At 29.8% G+C, this 20,271-nt stretch carries 11 protein-coding genes; 1 reads left to right on the forward strand and 10 read right to left on the reverse strand.

Going from position 1 to position 20,271, the window contains the following annotated elements; genetic code table 11:
• Window positions 1–80 precede the first annotated feature (80 nt).
• The 4 genes from ACTG48_RS15865 to ACTG48_RS15880 all read right to left on the reverse strand — a co-directional run bounded on the left by ACTG48_RS15865 (window position 81) and on the right by ACTG48_RS15880 (window position 7,911).
• Window positions 81–2,105: an N-acetylmuramoyl-L-alanine amidase gene (locus ACTG48_RS15865; RefSeq protein WP_479917338.1), complete on the reverse strand. Its 2,025-nt coding sequence runs from the start codon at window positions 2,103–2,105 to the stop codon at window positions 81–83.
• 248 nt (window positions 2,106–2,353) lie between these two features.
• Window positions 2,354–3,505, reverse strand: coding sequence for an acyltransferase family protein (locus ACTG48_RS15870; RefSeq protein WP_479917339.1), 1,152 nt, complete (start codon window positions 3,503–3,505; stop codon window positions 2,354–2,356).
• Window positions 3,506–3,614: 109 nt separating this feature from the next.
• Window positions 3,615–5,192 carry a cell wall-binding repeat-containing protein gene (locus ACTG48_RS15875; RefSeq protein WP_479917340.1) on the reverse strand — a complete coding sequence of 526 codons (1,578 nt, stop codon included), beginning with the start codon at window positions 5,190–5,192 and terminating at the stop codon, window positions 3,615–3,617.
• A 307-nt stretch (window positions 5,193–5,499) separates the two neighbouring features.
• A complete protein-coding gene (locus tag ACTG48_RS15880) occupies window positions 5,500–7,911 on the reverse strand; it encodes a cell wall-binding cysteine protease Cwp84 (protein ID WP_479917341.1) in 2,412 nt (803 codons plus the stop codon).
• A gap of 231 nt (window positions 7,912–8,142) precedes the next feature.
• Between ACTG48_RS15880 and ACTG48_RS15885 the strand changes: the two genes are divergently transcribed.
• Window positions 8,143–8,538 carry a GtrA family protein gene (locus ACTG48_RS15885; protein ID WP_479917342.1) on the forward strand — a complete coding sequence of 132 codons (396 nt, stop codon included), beginning with the start codon at window positions 8,143–8,145 and terminating at the stop codon, window positions 8,536–8,538.
• 50 nt (window positions 8,539–8,588) lie between these two features.
• On the opposite strand, the gene ACTG48_RS15890 is transcribed toward ACTG48_RS15885, so the two are convergent.
• The 6 genes from ACTG48_RS15890 to ACTG48_RS15915 form a co-directional block, all read right to left on the reverse strand.
• On the reverse strand, window positions 8,589–10,421 hold the full coding sequence (locus ACTG48_RS15890) for a cell wall-binding repeat-containing protein (protein WP_479917343.1): 1,833 nt from the start codon (window positions 10,419–10,421) through the stop codon (window positions 8,589–8,591).
• 32 nt (window positions 10,422–10,453) lie between these two features.
• Window positions 10,454–11,161 carry a PIG-L family deacetylase gene (locus ACTG48_RS15895; protein ID WP_479917344.1) on the reverse strand — a complete coding sequence of 236 codons (708 nt, stop codon included), beginning with the start codon at window positions 11,159–11,161 and terminating at the stop codon, window positions 10,454–10,456.
• 104 nt (window positions 11,162–11,265) lie between these two features.
• A complete protein-coding gene (locus tag ACTG48_RS15900) occupies window positions 11,266–13,137 on the reverse strand; it encodes a cell wall-binding repeat-containing protein (RefSeq protein WP_479917345.1) in 1,872 nt (623 codons plus the stop codon).
• A gap of 424 nt (window positions 13,138–13,561) precedes the next feature.
• Window positions 13,562–15,907 carry a preprotein translocase subunit SecA gene (gene secA / locus ACTG48_RS15905; protein ID WP_479917346.1) on the reverse strand — a complete coding sequence of 782 codons (2,346 nt, stop codon included), beginning with the start codon at window positions 15,905–15,907 and terminating at the stop codon, window positions 13,562–13,564.
• Between the two features lie 247 nt (window positions 15,908–16,154).
• Window positions 16,155–18,308 (reverse strand): S-layer protein SlpA, encoded by a 2,154-nt coding sequence (gene slpA / locus ACTG48_RS15910; protein WP_479917347.1) that lies wholly within the window; start codon window positions 18,306–18,308, stop codon window positions 16,155–16,157.
• A 209-nt stretch (window positions 18,309–18,517) separates the two neighbouring features.
• Window positions 18,518–20,104 carry a cell wall-binding repeat-containing protein gene (locus ACTG48_RS15915; protein WP_479917348.1) on the reverse strand — a complete coding sequence of 529 codons (1,587 nt, stop codon included), beginning with the start codon at window positions 20,102–20,104 and terminating at the stop codon, window positions 18,518–18,520.
• Window positions 20,105–20,271 lie beyond the last annotated feature (167 nt).

Here is a 20,271-nt window from a genome sequence, read left to right on the forward strand (position 1 = left end):
TCTTTACAAAAATATATCATCCCTTGCTATATTTTACATTATAACAGGAGATGATATATTTTGCTTTAATATTTTTTGTTTTATTTTACAGATTCTTCTATTCCTATACCAATTTGAGTTCCCATTGTTTTTACTTTTTCAGCTGTATTTAACTTATCCATATCGCTCTTATTGTCTATAAATGCACATTCAACAAGTATTGCTGGATAATTATTAGTTCTTAAAACATATAGGTAATCATTTCCATTTGCAAGTGTTTTTGTCTTGATTCCTCTATTTTTCATGTCAAATTTTTCTAATATTCTTTTTAATATATTTGATGCAGCAGTCTTAGTTTTTCCACCATTTTTATCTTTTACTTTATAATAGATTTCTACACCATTACCAGCTCCATTAGATGCATTGTAATGTATACTTGTAAATAAATCTGGTTTTATAGTATTTGATAATGCTGTTCTTTCTCCTAAAGCCATTGTTTTATCTGTATCTCTAGTCATAACAACATTTACACCTTTTGAACGTAAATATTCAGTAGTTGCTAATGCTGTATTAAGAGTATATTTCTTTTCTTGTGCACCACCATTTAATCCACTTGTTGCTCCTGAATCAGAACCCCCATGACCTGGGTCTATCACTACAGTTTTTCCTGCAGCATCTCCTGGATTTTCTGGTTCTGTAGGTGCATTATGCTTTGATAAGCTAGATGCTATAGAGCTTATAACACTATCCTTCATTCCATCACCAATTTGGTATACTGTTCCTGCTGTTTTTTCTGATAAGTTTGTAGTATGATATGCAGAAACATAAGTTTTTGGAGTTATAAGTATTGGAGCTTTTAATTTAGCTGCCAAAGGCCCTGCTGTTATTGAGTCAACTATTATGTCAGATTTTGCAACTAACATTGCACTCAACTCTTGGTCTGGATAGAAAGTCTTAATTACATTTGCATTTGTTTCATGTCTATCTGCACCAGAAACTCTATTTTTTGAAGCTCCATTTTTTGCTATTTTAGATATTTGGTCTATAAGTTTTGATGATAAACTTTGGCTACCACCTATGTAATAAGCTTCTTCTAAACCTTGTGAAGATAACCAATCATATGTACCTTGTGGTACGGAATCTTTATTAGATAATATTATAGGTTGTTGGTCTTCACCTGCTTTTGGTGAGATATTAAGAGCATCGTATTCACCAGCATAACCATTTGCTATATATATTTTATTAACATCATGGTACTTGTCTATTTCTTTTGCTATAAGTAAAGATGTTTCGTGTCTATCAACACCACCAATACGAGTTACATTCACATCTACAGCAGATTTAATTTGAGATACTGCCTTTTGTGAAACTGAACCATCATCACCGATGATTATTACATCACTTGGATTTAGACGTTTTAATTCTGCCTTTGTGCTTTCTGGTATATCATCTTTATTTGCAAGTAATATTGGTGCATCATAAGTAGAAGCAAGTGGAGTAGCTGTTATTCCGTCTGCTGCTAGTTCTCCATTAACTATTACAACCTTCTTAGCTCCATCTTTCCAACCTTGTTTACTTATCTCAACAGCAGTTTCAAATCTAGTAGCTCCTGCAAGTTTTTTTACTGGTGCAGAAGTTTTTCTCATATATTCATTTACTGCTTTTGTTGAATTTGCATCACTTATTATAAATTCTTGTGTAACATCATAATCTTTAAGATTTAATCCCATAGATTCTAAGTCTTCTTTGTTTAAGACTTTTTGTTCATCTTTACCATTTACTTTTATGCTTTGAAGTTCCCATACATTTAAGTATTCTGGGTCTTTATTATAGTTTATTACACCTTCATATGTATCTGTCTTTTCATTGTAATTTAAAGTAGCTTCAAGTGGCATATCATAACACATAAAGTTTAATGTTATTGAATCAGCATTTAATTTTTCTTTAAATTTCACACTTGCATTCGATTTACTTCCTAACACTACACTTTTTCTTTGTAAATTTATATTAATATCTGAATTAGATTCTGTATTTGCAGTAGTATTTTCCGCCGCTAAAGCCACGTTTGGTGCCACCATTGCTACAGACAACATTCCTGTTGCCAATAATTTTGTACTCTTTTTCATTATATCCCCCCTAGATTTTTTAGACCTTTAAATCTTTTTTAATTCGTCTTAAATTTGTTTTATATTACATAAATTCAATATTATGTAAATCTTTTTTCATTATAGCACAAAAGATTACAAATTGTAATCTTTTTGTAATCTTTTATGGCATGATTTTTAAATTTTATCTAGAGGAAATTTGGGTTATATCCGATACTTTCTGTATATTTAAACAAAACAAAGGAATTCTTGTCTAAAAAAATATCACACTAAATTTTAATAAATATTTTTTTCTTATACATAATAGACATTACTATAACCCAGAATAAGACATACAATAAAGAAAATACAAGGGAATCCCAAGTTGTACCTGCCCAAGGTGTTATAAGTTCATATGTAACCCACTCTACCAAAGTAGTTGGATAATCGACTTTATCTGTAAGTTTTGGAAGATTCCAAAAAACATGGCTTAATATCTCAAGGCACATATATGTAAAAATAGGGCTACTCCCAAGTGCTATTACTGGTGTGAATATTTTACTTTTATTTTTGATGTCACATATAAAATAAAATATTGCCAGTAATATACCATAACTTCCAGCCATTAAAAGTACAAATGAGCTAGACCATAATCTTTTATTAAATGGAAAATATTGATTAAATATAAAAGCACATATTAGTAAAAGAATACTCATAACTAATATTTTAAAGAATTTTTTGTATTCTCCTATGTTTTCTTTTAAAAGTACACATCCCATAGTACAACCCAACATTCCTGAAGAAATTGCTACTATACTAGTTAGAAATCCATCTGGTTCAAATTCTGGTTTATATAAATGTCCTTTAAAAAAATGGAAATCCACTAATTGTGCAAGAGAACCTTCTAACTCGAATCCATATGGTTTTGCCACTACATAATAACCTATTATTATAAATGCAGATATACATATAAATATAATTATAGTCATAGTGCTTCCTACATTTAATTTTTTTAGTAGTAAGTATACTAAACTAGTTACAAAATAAACTAGTCCCATACGTTGAAGTACTCCAAGTATTCTTACAGTACTTAAGTCATGATTTCCTAGGTAATTTAGGAAAAACCCAAATAGTATAAGTAAAATACTTCTCTTAAATATACTGAGTATTATACTTAGTGTAGACTTATTGTTTTTTAGTTTACTATTTATTGATATTGGAATTGTAACACCTAAAGATATAACAAAGAAAGGAAATGCAAAATCTGCAAGTGTTACACCATGCCATATAGCATGTCTTAGTTGAGGATACATTCTCATCCAAGTTCCAGGATTATTACAAACTATCATGAGGGCTATTGATAGCCCTCTTATTATATCTATTGATTTAACTCTGTTTTTCATAATTTTTGTATCTAATTTACCTTCAAATCCACTTTCCATATTACCTCCCCCAAGATTTAACTGTATATTTAGATTTAGCTATGAATCTATCTAACTATATATCTTCAGATATAAGTCTAAAATATAGCTTTCTTAAATACACATCTTTTTAATTAAGAAACTTCTTTAGAAATCCAAGTTTATCTAATATATCTTGTATCTTATTAATTTTCTGGCTTATAGAATCTATAGTTTTTTCTATTGAATCAACCTTAGCCTCTAAATCCTCAACCTGATTTACTTTTTTATCTATAGTTCCATGATTAGTGATGTCACTATTAGATGAGTTGTCTATAAGCTTTCCTATATAACCATCATTAATTAATTTTGTATCATTAGCAGATGCCAATATCATCATTGTTTCTATATCTGAATTTCTAGTATTTTCTATAACTCTACCATTTTTGTCACGAACTGACAATATAGTTATTGTATCATGATTATTAAATCCACCTTCTCCAATATTTCTAACTATAACATTTACTAAAGTAGCATAGTTATTTACTTCACCATTAGGCATATCTACTGTAACAGTTTTTGAGCAATCGCCTTTTATGTTAATAGTTATTGGCTTATTTGTCACCATTCTAAAAGCCTCATTAACAGTATCCTCTTTTGGATTAAAGTTTATAATATCATTAGGACTTGCAATATTTATCATGTCAGTTAATTCTTCAACAGTTTTCGCCTCAAACACAGTCTTATCTTGTAGGCTCTTAATCTCATCAAAAGCTTCTTCATTTCCATTTCCACCAACTTGTGTTACAGTACTTAATTTTTTCGTACTAAGCACATCTCTCTGCTTTGTATTTAGTTTATCTCCAACTAAAACAACTGGTGACTCATTTCTAGCTGCTAATACTCCAACTGCTAATGAGTCTATAAGCTGGTTTTCATTTTTACTTCCATCCTTGGTAACATATAGATTATTTAAACTTGTATCAGTATAAAACTTTTCTACAACTTTGGCATTAGTTTCATTTCTATCTTTTCCACTCAACCTTTCTGCATTAGGAAGACTCTTTTCTACTGCTCTTGAAACAGAATTTGTACCTCCTATTACATATGCCTTAATAACTTTCTCATCTTTTATAAATTTTTCAAATGGTTCTACTCCATCTTTTGGACTAGATAATATTATAGGCATATTATTTTGAGCAGATGGTGCTCCAACACTAACAGCATCACTTAGACCTTTTTCTCCATTTACGACAGCCACTTCCTTAACATCTTTTATATCTTTCAATTTATTAGCCAAAATCAATGAAGTTTCATATCTATCATTACCACTAATTCTTTCTACATTAAATCCTTCACTTTTCAATTGATTTTCTATATCGTTACTTAAAACAACAGTGCCACCTATCAAATAAATATCTTTAGCTCCTAGGCGTTTTATCTCTGATTTAGTTCTATCATCCAATTTATTACTTTCTGTTAAAAGTATTGGTGCTCCTTTAACTTTTGCAAATGATGTGGCTGAAAGAGCATCTGCTAATGACTTATCATTAACCAGTACTACATTAGTACTAGAGCTATACGCCTTTTGACTTATCTTTACAGCAGTTTCATATCTTCCATTACCTATTATTTTTTCCTCTGTAAGTGCATATGATGAAGTTATAGAAATGCTACTTAAAGTAAGCGCTATTGTTAATATTGTTAAAATAGTTTTTGGTGCTTTCATTATCATTACCCCCTTATTTTGTTTAAAATCTTACTATATTTATATTATAAAATATCTTTACACTATTTTACAGTTTAAATTTATTACATTTTTCCTCACCCAATAAAAAAAGAGCTATCTCAAAATAGAGATTGTACTGCACCCCAATTGTTGAAATGCTAAAAATATATTTTATTTCATATAAAAAGAGTGCCTCATGAACTAAAAAGTTCATTTTGAGACACTCCATTTTGTTACTTTATATCTATAAACTTATATTAAATATTTTCTAATAATAAAATGTATAGCTTTACTATCTTTATATTTATTATTTTCCTAAAAGACTATTTAATTCATTAAAAGCACTTTCATTTCCATTTCCACCAACTCTAATAGGAGTTTCTATTTCCTTAGATTTAAGAACATTTTTTTGACTTTCATCTAATTTATTTCCAACTAGAACTACTGGCGAATCAGTTTTAGCACCTAATGCTCCTACTGCTAGTCCATCTATTAAGTCACCTTGACTTTTTGAACCATCTTTAACAACAAAAGCATATTTTAAATCTGAATTAGTATAGAATTTATCTATTATCTTAGCATTAGTTTCATTTCTATTACTTCCTGCAAGTCTTGTTGGATTTGAAAGCTTGCTTTCTAAGTTTGATGATAAAGTAGCTGTGCCACCAATTATATAAGACTTAGTTATTTTTGATGAATTTAAAAACTCATCAGCACCTTGTAACTCACTCTTTTCATTAGTAAGTATTATTGGCATATTGTTGTCAGCTGCTGCTGCGCCAACACTTATTGCATCTGCAAGTCCATTAACACCATTTGCCACTGCAACTTGTGAAACAGATTTTATACTGTTTAGTTTTTGAGCTAGAGATATACTAGTCTTGTATCTATCACTACCTGAAATTCTTTCTACTGATATACCCATATTGCTAAGTTGAGTTTGTACATTCTTACTTAAAGAATTCTCTCCACCTATTAAATAAACTTTTTTAGTTCCTAATCTTTGTAATTCTGATTTAGTCTTTGAATCTAAGTTATCTTTTCCTGTTAAAAGGATTGGAGAATCGATTGCTGCTGTAAATGGTGTAGCTGTTAAAGCATCCACTATTGCATTTCCATTTACTAATACTGCATTTTGTGAAGAAGTCCATCCTTTTTGACTAACTTTAACTGCTGTTTCATATCTATCTGCTCCAGTTAAAGATTCCCCTGAAGTAGCTTGTCCAGAAGATGTTTTTGTTATAGCTTTTATAACAAAGTTACAAGGAGAAAATTCACTATATGTATTTATATCTTCAAATTTATTGTTTTGAAGTATGTAACTTTCACCTAAGTTTGCTTTAGCTTCATATAGATAGTATCCATCTATGTTAGTTTCATATGCTAAAGTTGATTTTTCTCTATTAGGATTTGCTGTGTTGTCTATAACTACTACTATTGCTCCTTTCCCTTTTGGAAGGTTATAAGAGTTAGTAGGCACATTTATGTATCCAGAGTATGATACTGTTCCATTTGCAAGTTTTGTCATTGAGTTGTTTTGAGGAACTCCATTTACTACTGGTGCATAATATACTTCATATTTTGCTCCTACAGAGTCTGTTTCAAACATAACTGAGTCAAGTTTTTCAGAGTCTCTGCTGAAATCAAATACATTTGCTGCTGTTACTTTATTTGACATTATCTTACTAAGACCAGCATATTCAAGTTGGTACATTTTTTTGTCACTATCTGGTTTTGATACTGATTTCATTGAATAGTTATCTGTATCTGTTAAAAGAGTTTTGTCTTCATAAGAAATCCAGAAGAATCCTTTCATAGAGTTGAATTCTCCCCAACTACTTTTTACTAACCAGGCTCCATTTGATTCTGGCTTAGCATCAGAAGCAAAGTTATCTTTTGAATAATTATCATCCCATCCTACTATAGCTACAGCATGATTTAAAGGTGCTCTCTTATTTGTACAGTTATATGCTGTTTCATCATCATTAAAGTAATTTGTATAATGTGCATATCCTGATGTAACAGAACCGTATTGCATTATAGCATTTTTTACAGTTTCTTTATCTTTACTAAGACGAATAACATCTGTTACATTAAATTGTGTTGGTGCAGTATCCATATTTGAAGGTCTAGTTGCACCTTGTTCTTCAGATTTAAGATTATATGGTATATCTTTTTCTAATTTAGGCCCTGCCCATGCAGTCAAATACCCTATAGCTGTTACATTTGAGCTACCTGACATATCGTCTAAATTCCATCCATACGTTCCTCCAGTTGACCACCATCTAAAGTGTTCTTCTGAAAGGTCATAAGTTCCATAACCTTTTAATTTTAAGTATGATTCTAAAGTTGACATACTAGAAAATGCCCAGCATGTATTAAGATTTCCCTGATTTTTTGCTGGTGTAGTCAATCCTAGGTTTATTGGATTGTATGATGCACTTGCTTTGTATGATGATGGAAGAGTGCTTCTTCCCTTATTTTGAAGTATTGTACCTTCCATTTCATGTGGAACTGGTATTACTCCATTATATTTTGCTGTGTCGCCATTTTTGACATCTTCTAGATATTGAAGATAGCTTTCAGAGTATTCTGCAGTTTCTACTCCATCTAGTGTTTTATTGTTTTCTGCTGATACAGGTACTGTTGACACTATTAAAAAGCAAACTGTCAACAATGCCAGTAGCTTTGACAATTTTTTTGATTTGTACTTTCTCATATTTACCCCCTTGTATGTATTTAATTTTTATTATATCAGATTTCTAAATCGAGGTCATATTTTATTTTGATAAAATATGGATTATAAGTGCATATTAATTGTATAATGTTATAATTTTATTTTTTATGATATTTTATAATGTGTTGATTTATTAATTAATGGATATGTTATACTAAAGTATGTTAGAATCTTCAAGAATAGTTATATTTGATTAGTTTGGGAGGGTTATATTTGATTTTTAAAAAACATAAAGAGACAATATTATATTTATTTTTTGGAGCATTTACTACCCTTGTGAATATAGTTTCTTATTTATTTTTTACTAGAGTTATTTCATTTAATTTTATGGTTGCAAATGCTTTGGCATGGATTCTTGCTGTTTTATTTGCTTATGTTACTAATAAGTTTTTCGTGTTTGAAAGTAGAAGAGTTGAGTTAAGGTTCTTATTTAAGGAGTTTTTGTCTTTTGTTAGTTTTAGGTTGATTTCTGGGATTATAGAAATGGTTATTATGTATATAATGATTGATTTACTTTTTGTAAATGATGTTATAGTGAAGGTTTTTACTAATATAGTTGTTATAGTTTTAAATTATTTATTTAGTAAGATGATAATTTTTAGAAAGTAAAAAGTAGACTACTATAAATAGTAATCTACTTTTAAAATTTCATTTACACTTTAAAATCCATCATCAGTTACATTTGATCTTCCCCATCTAGTAACTTTATTAGTTGAAGTATTTATTTCAACAACTTCTATATATGACCCATTTTTAGCCTTTTCAATAAATCCATCATTATATGAAGAAACCTCCTCCCAATACCTAGGATTAATTTTATCCCCTACATACATAGCTGATGGTTTATCATTAACAACTCTATAATAAATTTCATGATCAGAATTGCGAGGTTTACTTGAAATTTTGACCAATACATAACCTTTTTCTTTCACATATAAAGGCTCTGTTTTTACAGAAATACCTCTTGCTAGTTTGTCATCAATAGTAGTATCATTAGTTTTTGGCTTTGTTCCACTTATTGCAGGTTCCTTGCTCCCAGTTACTGTATCTATCTTACCAGAATTTTTTATTATAACATCAGAAGCATTATTAGATATTTTAGTTATTTCACCCTCATTTACAATATATATATTCTTAGCATTTGGCAATATAGTTATAAGCCAAATTTCACCAGAACTCTCATTTTCTATTTTACAACCATTTTTAGTATAGATATCTAAATCTTGTATACTACCTTCATTTATGATTTTATTATTTTTTATATCTCTTATCTCTATAGTACCATTTATTTCTCCTAAATTACTAATATCGCCATTAGGCATATTTATAGTTATTGATTGTTTGTATACTCCATCAAACTCAACCTTTATAGCTTTATCAGTTTCTATTTTAAATGAACTATTTATCCCTGTATCTTTTTCTGGTTTAAATTTTATAACATCATTTGCATCTGCTTTTTTTATAGCAACATTAAGTTCATCAATAGTTTCAACAGTATACTTAGTCTCTTCTTGTATATCTAGTATATCTTCTACAACATTTTCATTTCCTAAACCACCAATTTGAGTAACTTTATCTATAACTTTAGTATTTAATATATCTTTTTGATTAGTATCTAATTTATTGCCTGCTAGAAGTATTGGAGAATCATTTTTTGCAGCTAATACTCCTACTGCCAAAGAATCTATTAAATCATTCTTATTCTTTGTACCATCTTTTGTAACATAAATATTTTTTATATCAGTATCTTTATAGAATTCTTCTATAATCTTTGCATTTGTCTCACTTCTACTCTCTCCTGCTATTCTTGCAGCATTTGGTAGATTTCTTTCTACAGAATTAGAAATAGAATATGTTCCACCTATTACATATGACTTTTCGATATCTTTACTATCTATAAAATTATCTGCTACTTCAGTCCCACCATTCGAATCGGAAAGTATTATTGGCATATTTTCTTGAGCTGCTATAGCTCCAATACTTACAGCATCAGCAAGTCCTTTTTCTCCATTTACCACAACTATTTTAGATATAGAATTTTCCTTATCTAATTTTTCAGCTAATTTTAAAGAAGTTTCATATCTACTATTACCAGATATTCTTTCAAAGTTTATATTATCTGCATCTAATTGCTTTTCAACATTTGAACCTATTGCAATTGAACCACCTATCAAATATACATTTTTTACACCAAGTCTTTTTAATTCTGTTTTTGTTCTACTATCCAGTTTATTACTTTGAGTTAATAGTATTGGTGCATTTTTTGCTTTTGCAAATGGAGTAGCTGATAAAGCATCTGCTATTGAATTATCATTTACTAATACAGCATTATCAGATTTTGCCCATCCAGCTTGACTTATTTTTATAGCAGTTTCCCATCTACCAGAACCTGTTAGTGTATCCTTGGTTGACGCATTAGACGTATTTCCATATAATGTAATAGATAAAAATGTTATAGTTAATAATGACACTATCTTTTTTGATATTTTCATTAATTCTTACCTCCTAATTCTTTAATAATATTTTATGGAGCATGTACATACTGTATTTTACTTGTAGCTAGTTCATCAAAGTGAGATTTTACTGAATGGTACCCTATAGCATAATGTCCACTTTCTGGATTCCATTTCTTATATGAATTCATTGCACTTAATAACTTCTCTTCTTGGCTAGGTAATACCTCCCATACTTCTACATTTGGATTAACTTTTTTAAAATCAATGTAGTCATATGGTTCTACATAAAATCTTAAGTCTTTTATTTTACCTTCTTCATATAATTCTAAAGCTGCTTCACCTAATGCTCTATGGTCTTCATGTATTCCACTAGCTTTAAATGGAGTCACTGTTTTTACTTTAGCATTTGGATATTCTTTTAGATACTTAAGAATTATTTCTCTTGCTTTTTCTTTATTTAGCTCACCATCATGAGCTCTATTATCTTCTATATGTATATTGCTTTCTTTTACACCCATTGCTTCACAACTATCTTTGAATTCTTCATCTCTATTTTTTGAAAATTCACTTTCTGATAGAGAATACTTATGCACATCTTTAATATGATAGGAACATGTACCTCCATCATCTAGAACTTTTCTTATTATTGATTTACTACCATCTGTACACAAAATTACGTGTGTATCACTTTTTTCAACATGCTCAATTATAGCACTACCCATACTTAAAGTTTCATCATCTTGATGTGGTGTAAAAAATAAAGTTGCATCTACCACTACTGTATCCTCCTATTTCATAAAATGTTATAATCTACAATAAATAACTAAACTGTAGAAAAAGATTCCTATATATTAAGGAATCTTCTCCACAGTATAGATTATTACCAACCTAGTATTTTAGCTATCTTTTGTATTACTGTCAATTCAACCCCATTACCTATTTGAGTTATTTCTGCACCAAGATTTAATTTTTTATCAAGAGCACTTTTCTGTGAATCTGTTATGTCATTTTTAGCTAGAAGTATTGGACCTTTCCCTGCTGCTAAAGGTCCTGCTGCTAATGCATCTACTAGCATACCATTATTTCCATATCCATCTTTTGCTATATATAGCTTATCTAATTTATCATAATATGTTTCTATGACTTTGGCATTAGTATCGTGTCTTGTTTCTCCTTCAACTCTTTGAACCTTTCTATCTTTATCAATATCAATAAGTTGATTTTCAATTTGGCTAGATACATTGTTAGAACCACCAACTATACCAATCTCTTTTCCATCCATCAATTTGATAGCTTCTGCTGAGAGATCATTCCAGCCATTTACTATTATAGGAGCCTTAAGTTCAGCAGCTTTAGCAGCTATACTCATAGCATCAGCTTCACCTTTCGCACCTACTACAAATGCATCTTTAAAAGAACCCATATCTTTTGCTACTGCTACAGAAGTTGTATGTCTATCATCTCCAGCTAGTCTTTCAACATTTTTAGTTACTGATTCTAATTGCTTTTTAGCTGTATTTGATACTGCTGATTCTCCTCCAACTATATATATTTTAGCTGATGGACTTTTCTTAATTATATCTTTTATATAGTCTAAAGTTACTTTTGGTATTTCATTGTCAGATGCTAATAATATAGGCGCCTTTTTAGATTGAGCTAGTGGTGTAGCTGCTAATCCATCAACTAGTTTATTTGAATTAACTATAACTACATTATCAGTATATTTTGTTTGTTTTGCTATAGCTACAGCAGTTGAATATCTATCATCTCCAGCTATCAATTTAACTTTTGAATTTCCTTCTAATGCAGCCTTAGCATCTTTTAAATCCTTCTCATTAGTACTTTCTACAGTAAGCTCTATAGCTTTTCCAGATGCATCAGTATACTTAACAGTAAATTTATATTTTCCTGTTTCTGAATCTTTTGCTGAAATATCACTAATTGATTTTGATGTGCCATTTACTACCATATTACCTTTAACAGTTAATCTATATCCATCATATAAATCTTGTGGTGAAACTGTATTTAGGTCACTATTTTTTATAGTTATTTCAGCTAATTTAACATCAGCTATGTCTTTAGTTCCTGCTAAACCTAACTTATTTATTTTATTTACTTTAAATCCTTCTACAGATAGGTCTAAATTTGTTCCAGTTGAGTCAACTGGATTTGCTGTTAAATCAATCTTTTCATCACCAATGCCTATTTCTATAGTTTTAGAAGTTATTGTTTCTTCTTTATCTCTTAAAGTTATGACTAATTTATCTTTAGCACTATCATATGAAGCTTTTACGTCTGCAACTTTATAAATTCCAGTATTTTCAGCTTTAGCTTTTTCTGTTATAGAATTAGCTTCAGCTGAAAGGTCTGCTGAGTTTTCATATTTTTCAATTGCTTCTGCAACTACTTCATTAGCACTGTTTGTTGTATGCCCTTTATCTGTTATAGTTACAAGAAGTTCTTTATTTTGTCCCAAAGCATTTACTAATTTTTCTAATTCATCTATATTAGTTATTATTTTTAACTGTGATGAAGTCTCACCAACTTTTATTTCATATATTGGTTGTCCAACTTGAGAACCTCCAGTATACTTTTGAGACATTAAATCTCTAACTTTTGAAACTAATTCTGTAGCTTCTTTTTTAGTTATTGTTTCTTTTTTTACCTGTGTAGTTTCTGCAGCAAAAATTGGAGCTACTGATGTACTTATCATTGCAGCTGCCATAACTATAGAAAGATTTTTTCTATTCATAGTATTTTCCCCCTAAAAAATTCAATTTTTCATCATTTTTTCCTTATTTACCAATTATAATATATATTTGATATTATTTCAATAAATAGGCTATATTGTAATAATTAACCATTTAGTATGAAATTCTTTTTTATACTTTATTTTTTAAACATTTATGTATACAAAAAAGTAACAAAATTGTAATTTATTTTTATAATCCAGTTTATAACTAATAGACTTTTCATCTTCTTTATAGTATAATATTAAATGGAAGAAAGAAATTTCAAGCATCTCTTTTTTCCGTATTTCTCACACAGAAAAAGAAGCTGATTTTCAGCTTCTTTTTCATTTATATGAATTTATTAATTTAATTATAATCTTATCATATATAAATCAAAATACGTATTTTACCTATTTTTAATGGAGGTAATCTAAATTATCATTTTTAATTAAATTTATATAGGTATTGTATTGTTGTTTCCCTTATATTTTTATTTAGTTCTTCAAACATATCGTATCCTTCTAAAGAATATTCCTTAAACGGATCTTTTTGAGCATAAGTTTTTAGACCTACATACTGTCTCAATTGTTCCATAGCATCTATATGGTCTATCCAGTATTGGTCAACTACTTTTAAAAGTACTGTCTTTTCCAACTCTGCAACCTTTTCAATACCAACCATCATCTTTTTCAAGTCATAAACTCTTTTTGAAATTTCATAAGTGCTATCAACTATTTCTTGGACACTTTTTTTATCTACTCCAGGAATTAATAATGTATCTGCTGGCATAAATGTACTGTATAAATGTTTAAAATATCCATAATAATCTCTTTTTCTTCCAACTAAATAAGTTTCTCCTGCTTCTTGTATAATATCCTTAACCATTTTTTGAATATCTTCTTGAATATCCTCATCATTTAGAACTTTATTTCTTTCATTGTATATAACTTTTCTTTGTTCATTTATAGTATCATCATATTTAAGGACATTTTTTCTTATTTCAAAGTTTTTACCTTCTACACCTTTTTGTGCTCTTTCTATAGCTCTTGTAAGTGCTTTGCTTTCAATAGCCATATTTTCATTTGAACTTGTTCTCTTCATTAATTTCTCTATAGTTTTTCCACCATAAAGTTTTATTACATCATCTTCAAGACTTACAAAAAATCTTGATGTACCTGGGTCTCCTTGACGACCAGAACGACCTCTAAGCTGGTTATCAATTCTTCTTGATTCATGTCTTTCTGTTCCTATAACGTAAAGACCTCCTAAGTTTTTAACTTCTTGTTCTTCTTCTTTATCTCCTGCTCCTAAAGAAATATCAGTTCCTCTACCTGCCATGTTTGTGGCAATAGTTATAGCATCCAATTTACCAGCTTTAGAGATTATTTCTGCCTCTCTATCATGTTGTTTTGCGTTTAAGACTTGGTGTTTTATACCTTGTTTTTTAAGCATTTTAGATAACTTCTCAGACTTTTCAACAGAAACTGTACCAACAAGTATTGGTTGTCTAGTCTTATGTATACTTATTATTTCTTCTACAACAGCATCGTATTTTTCTTCTTCTGTTTTAAATACTTTGTCATGTAAATCAGCTCTAATAACTGGTTTGTTAGTTGGAATTTGAACAACATTTAATTTATAAATTGACTCGAATTCCCCTTCTTCTGTCTTTGCAGTACCAGTCATACCAGAAAGTTTGCCATATAGTCTAAAGAAGTTTTGATAAGTAACTGTAGCCATGGTTTTAGATTCATTTTTTATTTCAACACCTTCTTTAGCTTCTATAGCTTGGTGAAGTCCATCTGTAAATCTTCTTCCATCCATTACTCTTCCTGTAAATTCGTCAACTATCATTACTTCTCCATTTGAAATAACATAGTCAACATCTTTTTCCATAAGCTTATGACCTCTTAAAGCTTGATTTATATGATGATATAATTCTATATTCTTTATATCAGTAATATTCTTTATACCAAAAAACGACTCTGCCTTACTTATACCATTTGCTGTTAATGCTATAGTTTTATCTTTTCTATCCATCTCAAAATCTTCTTCTTTGACAGTTTTTATAAAGTTATTTGCTAGCTCATAAAGATTTAAATCTTCATCTCCATCTCCAGCAATTATAAGTGGAGTTCTAGCCTCGTCTATTAATATTGAGTCTACCTCATCTACTATGGCAAAGTTTAGTTCTCTTTGTACCTTATAAGATAAATCTGGTACCATATTATCTCTTAAATAGTCAAACCCAAATTCACTATTTGTACCATAAGTTATATCACATTTATATTGTTGTTTTCTTATATTTGGGTCTTGGTTAGCTATAATTACTCCTACTGTCATACCAAGAGATTCGTAAACTGGTCGCATAAGCTCCTTATCACGTTCTGCTAGATAATCATTTACTGTGATTACATGTACCCCTTTGCCTGTAAGAGCATTTAAGTACACTGGTGCTACTTCAACTAAAGTTTTACCTTCACCAGTTCTCATCTCTGCTATCTTTCCTTGATGTATTACTATACCACCAATTAACTGTACTCTATATTGACGCATTCCAAGTTTTCTTCTTGATACTTCTCTAACCACAGCAAATGCTTCTGGAAGTATATCATCCAAAGTTTCTCCATTTTTAAGTCTATTTTTAAATAACTCTGTCATATTTTTTAATTCTTCATCTGATGAGTTTTTCATACTGTCTTCTAGAGCATCTATTTTATCTACTATAACATTTAATTTCTTTATTTCTTGTTCATCTGCTTTGTCAAGTATTGCATCTATAACTGACATATAAGTACCTCCTTTTCTATTGTCCAATTACTATTATACATTAAAAATCCATAATAGTAGACAATTATTTTAATTTATAGTATAATGATTTTACTTAAATAAATTAAGCATCTTTTTATTTAGGTATTTCTCACATAAAATAGAGGCTAACTATAGCCTCTATTTTATTTTGTATTTATTTTTATAGTAAAAAAGACTCCTCAATATGAGAAGTCTTTTTATATTTAAAGTTTTACTAAAACTTATATTACATATCTAATAAATCTTTTACTTTTGTTATAACTGAATTAGCTATTCCTTGACCAACTTGAACTAAATTTTTAGTATCTTTAGCTGCACTCTTACTTATACCTACATGCTGATCAGATGATAAACTATCAGTAGCTAATATTATTGGAGCTGGAGATACAACAGTAGCACTTCCGTTTATTGGATTACCATTTGAATCAAGTGTTACTCCAAAATTACCAGCTATTGATGCTGCTGCTAATGCATCAACTAATTGATCTTCCTTAGTAGAACCATCTTTAGCTACAAAGTAATTTTCTACGTTGCCTTGTTTGAAGTAATCTTCTTCTTTCATAACTTCAGCATTAGTTTCTTGTCTGTCATCTCCACTTATTCTATCTGGTGAATTGCCAGTTGCATCATCTATTGCTTCCATTACTTCTTTAGAAACACTATTTACTCCACCTATTATATCAACCTTTGCATCATCTAAGAAATCTTCTGCTTCAGCACTTAAAGTCTTTGCTTTTCCATCAACAACAACAATTGGAGTAGCTTGACCTTCTGTATCTAAATCACCACTAGAATTTCTTAACTGAGAAGCAACTGGAGCTATACTCATAGCATCAGCAAGTCCTGTTCCTCCTACTACAAATGCTTTATCATTATCTAAGCCTATTTCATCTGCTATTTCTAGAGAAGTTGCATATCTATCATCTCCAGCTAATCTTGTAACTTTAAGGCCCATATCTTTTAATTCATTTTCTACATCTTTAGATATAGAGTTTACACCACCAGCTAAGTATACCTTTTTAGAAGTATTTACACCAGTTGTAGTTTTTAAATCCATAACTCTCTTTATTTCTGATTTAGTTGCTGAATCTAATTTATCTTTTGAAGTTAATAATAATGGAGCTTTTTTCTCTGATGCTAAAGGTGAAGCAACAAGACCATCTACTATTGCTTGAGAACCTACTAAAACAACATTGTCAACTGCATCTTTAAATAAGGCATTATCATCATTTGAATTATAATATTTAGAACTTAATTCCACTGCAGTTTCTATTCTGTCATCTCCAGCTACAACTACATTATTTGAATAACCATTATTATAGTTCTTCAAATCTTTTATATAATCTGTTAAATCTTTGATTTTGTCAGCTTTTATTACTAATTTTGCTGGAGCATTTGTATTGTCTCCACTTGCAGATTTAGTTTCTAATCTTTTACCTTCTGGATAAAGAACTACTTGATATTTTCCACTAACAGTACTTACAGAATTTGCATTAGTTCCGTTTGTATCTAAATCTTCATAAAGTTCATTTAAATCTTTTTGATTAAACACATACTTTTTAGCTAAATCTTGAGCAGTTTTACTTGAACTTGCATCTATATCGATTGATTCTTCTTTAGCATTTATAACTCTAAGAACTTCATTTTTATCTGCATCTGGTGTAACTGGTGTAAATATAGAGATCGCTCCAGAACTTGTATTAGTTTTAAATGATGCATCCATATCTATTTTTGCTTTAGCTGTAGTAGATACATCAAGTTCACAAGTAGCAAGAGTGAAAGCAGTTGCAGATGCAAACTTATCTGTTCCATTAGCTATACCAATTTTATATTTATCTGCTGCAGTTGCATTTAATGTAACTACAAGTTTTTCTGCACCCTCTGCCCCTGTGATCGCAAAATCAAACAAATCAGAACCTTTAAGGTTTTTTCCTGCTGAAACATTAAATTTGTCAACTGTAGAACCTTCAATAACTGCTCCTGCCTTAACAGTTGTTGCAGCGTTTACTATCACTTTATTTTCAATAGATTTTTGCATTGCTTTTAAATCGTCTACTGTTACACTTTGCTTATCAGCATTATAAGTAATTGTGAAATCTACATAATCTCCATCACCTAATCCATCTAATTTAGCATCTACAAGATTAAATAATGTTTTTGAATCAGTAACATTTGAAGATACTGGCTTCCCTTCAAAACTAACAGCAACATTGCTTATTATTTTCTTATCTAATCCATCTTGTAACTCTTTAACTGCTTTTTCATACTTCCCTTGTACTACAGTATAATCTGCAGGCTCTACAGTTGCAGCAAAAACAGGTGCAGCCGAAGCTAAAACTGTTAAACCTGACATAGCTATTGCTATATTTTTCTTATTCATTTCTTAAATTCCTCCCAACATTATATTAAATTACATCTCTTTATTATGTACATAGAATAATCATCCATATATTCCTAATATTTCTCACATCTCTATAATAATCCATTTTTATTCTTTTTGCAAGCTATTTTTTTAAATTATTATTTTATCCAAATATATGAGTTTTTATACCCAAAACTTCAAGATGTAACAAACTAATAAATTTAATTTTATTTATTTAGAAATTCTTGAGTAGCATACACTTGTCCATCTGGTAATATATATAATCCAAATCCAGTGTACGCAAAGCTGCTATTTAACATGTTTTCGTTATATTTATCAGACTTTTTCCAAACTGTAAATATTACATTTGCCACTTCTCTAGCATCTTTTGTTGTATAAGTACTCTTTGTAGTAAGTGGAACAAAAGCTATATTTTCTTCACTTCTCATTCCATTAGAAAATAATTCTGCAGCATTTTTACCATTTATTACATGTGCGAATTCTCCTTTATCAGCCATATACTTAGACCAATAATTTGCCATTCCTTGTAAATTTTTAGATACTTGTAATGGCTCTTTCCCTTTTTCTTTTCTATAAGAATTTACCAAATTGTACATTTCACTAGAAACCATCATTTTAAAATCAGTACTATTCATGTCATTAGTCTTATATTCAAGTACATTTACCTCTACATTTATTGATGTAGTTTTTCCACCAATATCAGTAGTCTTTATAGTCACTTTATATTTACCAACCTTATCAGTATTAACTTCTCCTATAAGTTCTGGTTTTAATTCATTTCCCTTATTATCCCTTGCAACTATATTTAACTTACTTATATCAAACTTATCTCCTTGATATACATTTAAATTCCCAACTGTTATTGTTGGTGCACTTGCATCCAATGATGATGCACTTAAACATTGTTGTAGTGTTTTCTCATCTATGCCTCCTAGTACTATGATTTTATCAGCGCTTCTAAGTACAGACTTATCACTACTTCCATCAACTAATACAATTGGTGCATTTTTAGCTATAGAAGAACCAGCAACTGCATCCACTAATTGGAATCCTTTAGAAAGATAGAACTCTTTTGCTGAACTATAAAAATGTTTTATAACTTTTTTATTAGTTTCAAATCTATCTTCTCCTGCTAATCTAACTGCGTTGGTTTTCTTAACTAGGTCATTACTTATTATTTCTTCTGAACCAAGTGCATAACATTGTACACCTTCTTTTTTCTCAAATGCTACACTTTTCCCATCAGTTAAAATTATAGGGGCACCATCTCTTGATGCTACTGATGATACACTCATTGCATCTGCTTCACCTTTATACCCATTAGTTATAAAAACCTTATCTATAGTCTTTATTGAAGCTATTTCCTTTGCTATAAGATAACTTGTTTCTATTCTATCATTACCACCTATTCTTTTAACTTCTATACCTTTTTGCTTTAACTTATTTTCAACTGACTTCCCTATTGAATCTTCAGTTCCTATTATGTAGACCTTCTTTACGTCTTTTAGCATACTTTCTGTATCTGATGGTATATTATTTTTTTGTGATAATAATATAGGTGCTTTAACTGCCCCTGCTAATCCACTTGCACTAAGCCCATCTGCTAGAGTATTGTCTGTGTTTACTAATACCACATTTTCATATGTTTGCTTCTGCGCAATTTTTGCGGCTGTTTCATATCTATCTTTCCCTTGTATCTTTTCTATACTTGAAAGTGCATTAATGTTTAGTGCTCCTGCCATTATTAATGATACTGCCAATCCTATTGATAATATTCTCTTATTTGCTTTCATCGAACCCCTCCTACTAATTTTTTATATAATTCAGCTAATCATAAATTACATCCTCAGTAGTGATTCCCTCAAAATTTATAAATTACTAAAATAAAAAACATCTAAGATACCATAATCTGTAAGATGATAACAAAGCAGATTATAAAAAGTACATTAGATGTGATTTT

The sequence above is a fragment of the Clostridioides sp. LIBA-6822 genome, assembly GCF_056688955.1.

Coding starts and splice junctions, on each gene's coding strand:
- ACTG48_RS15865 (WP_479917338.1), bottom strand. CDS start 2,105: ATGAAAAAGAGTACAAAATTATTGGCAACAGGAATGTTGTCTGTAGCA.
- ACTG48_RS15870 (WP_479917339.1), bottom strand. CDS start 3,505: ATGGAAAGTGGATTTGAAGGTAAATTAGATACAAAAATTATGAAAAAC.
- ACTG48_RS15875 (WP_479917340.1), bottom strand. CDS start 5,192: ATGAAAGCACCAAAAACTATTTTAACAATATTAACAATAGCGCTTACT.
- ACTG48_RS15880 (WP_479917341.1), bottom strand. CDS start 7,911: ATGAGAAAGTACAAATCAAAAAAATTGTCAAAGCTACTGGCATTGTTG.
- ACTG48_RS15890 (WP_479917343.1), bottom strand. CDS start 10,421: ATGAAAATATCAAAAAAGATAGTGTCATTATTAACTATAACATTTTTA.
- ACTG48_RS15900 (WP_479917345.1), bottom strand. CDS start 13,137: ATGAATAGAAAAAATCTTTCTATAGTTATGGCAGCTGCAATGATAAGT.
- secA (WP_479917346.1), bottom strand. CDS start 15,907: ATGTCAGTTATAGATGCAATACTTGACAAAGCAGATGAACAAGAAATA.
- slpA (WP_479917347.1), bottom strand. CDS start 18,308: ATGAATAAGAAAAATATAGCAATAGCTATGTCAGGTTTAACAGTTTTA.
- ACTG48_RS15915 (WP_479917348.1), bottom strand. CDS start 20,104: ATGAAAGCAAATAAGAGAATATTATCAATAGGATTGGCAGTATCATTA.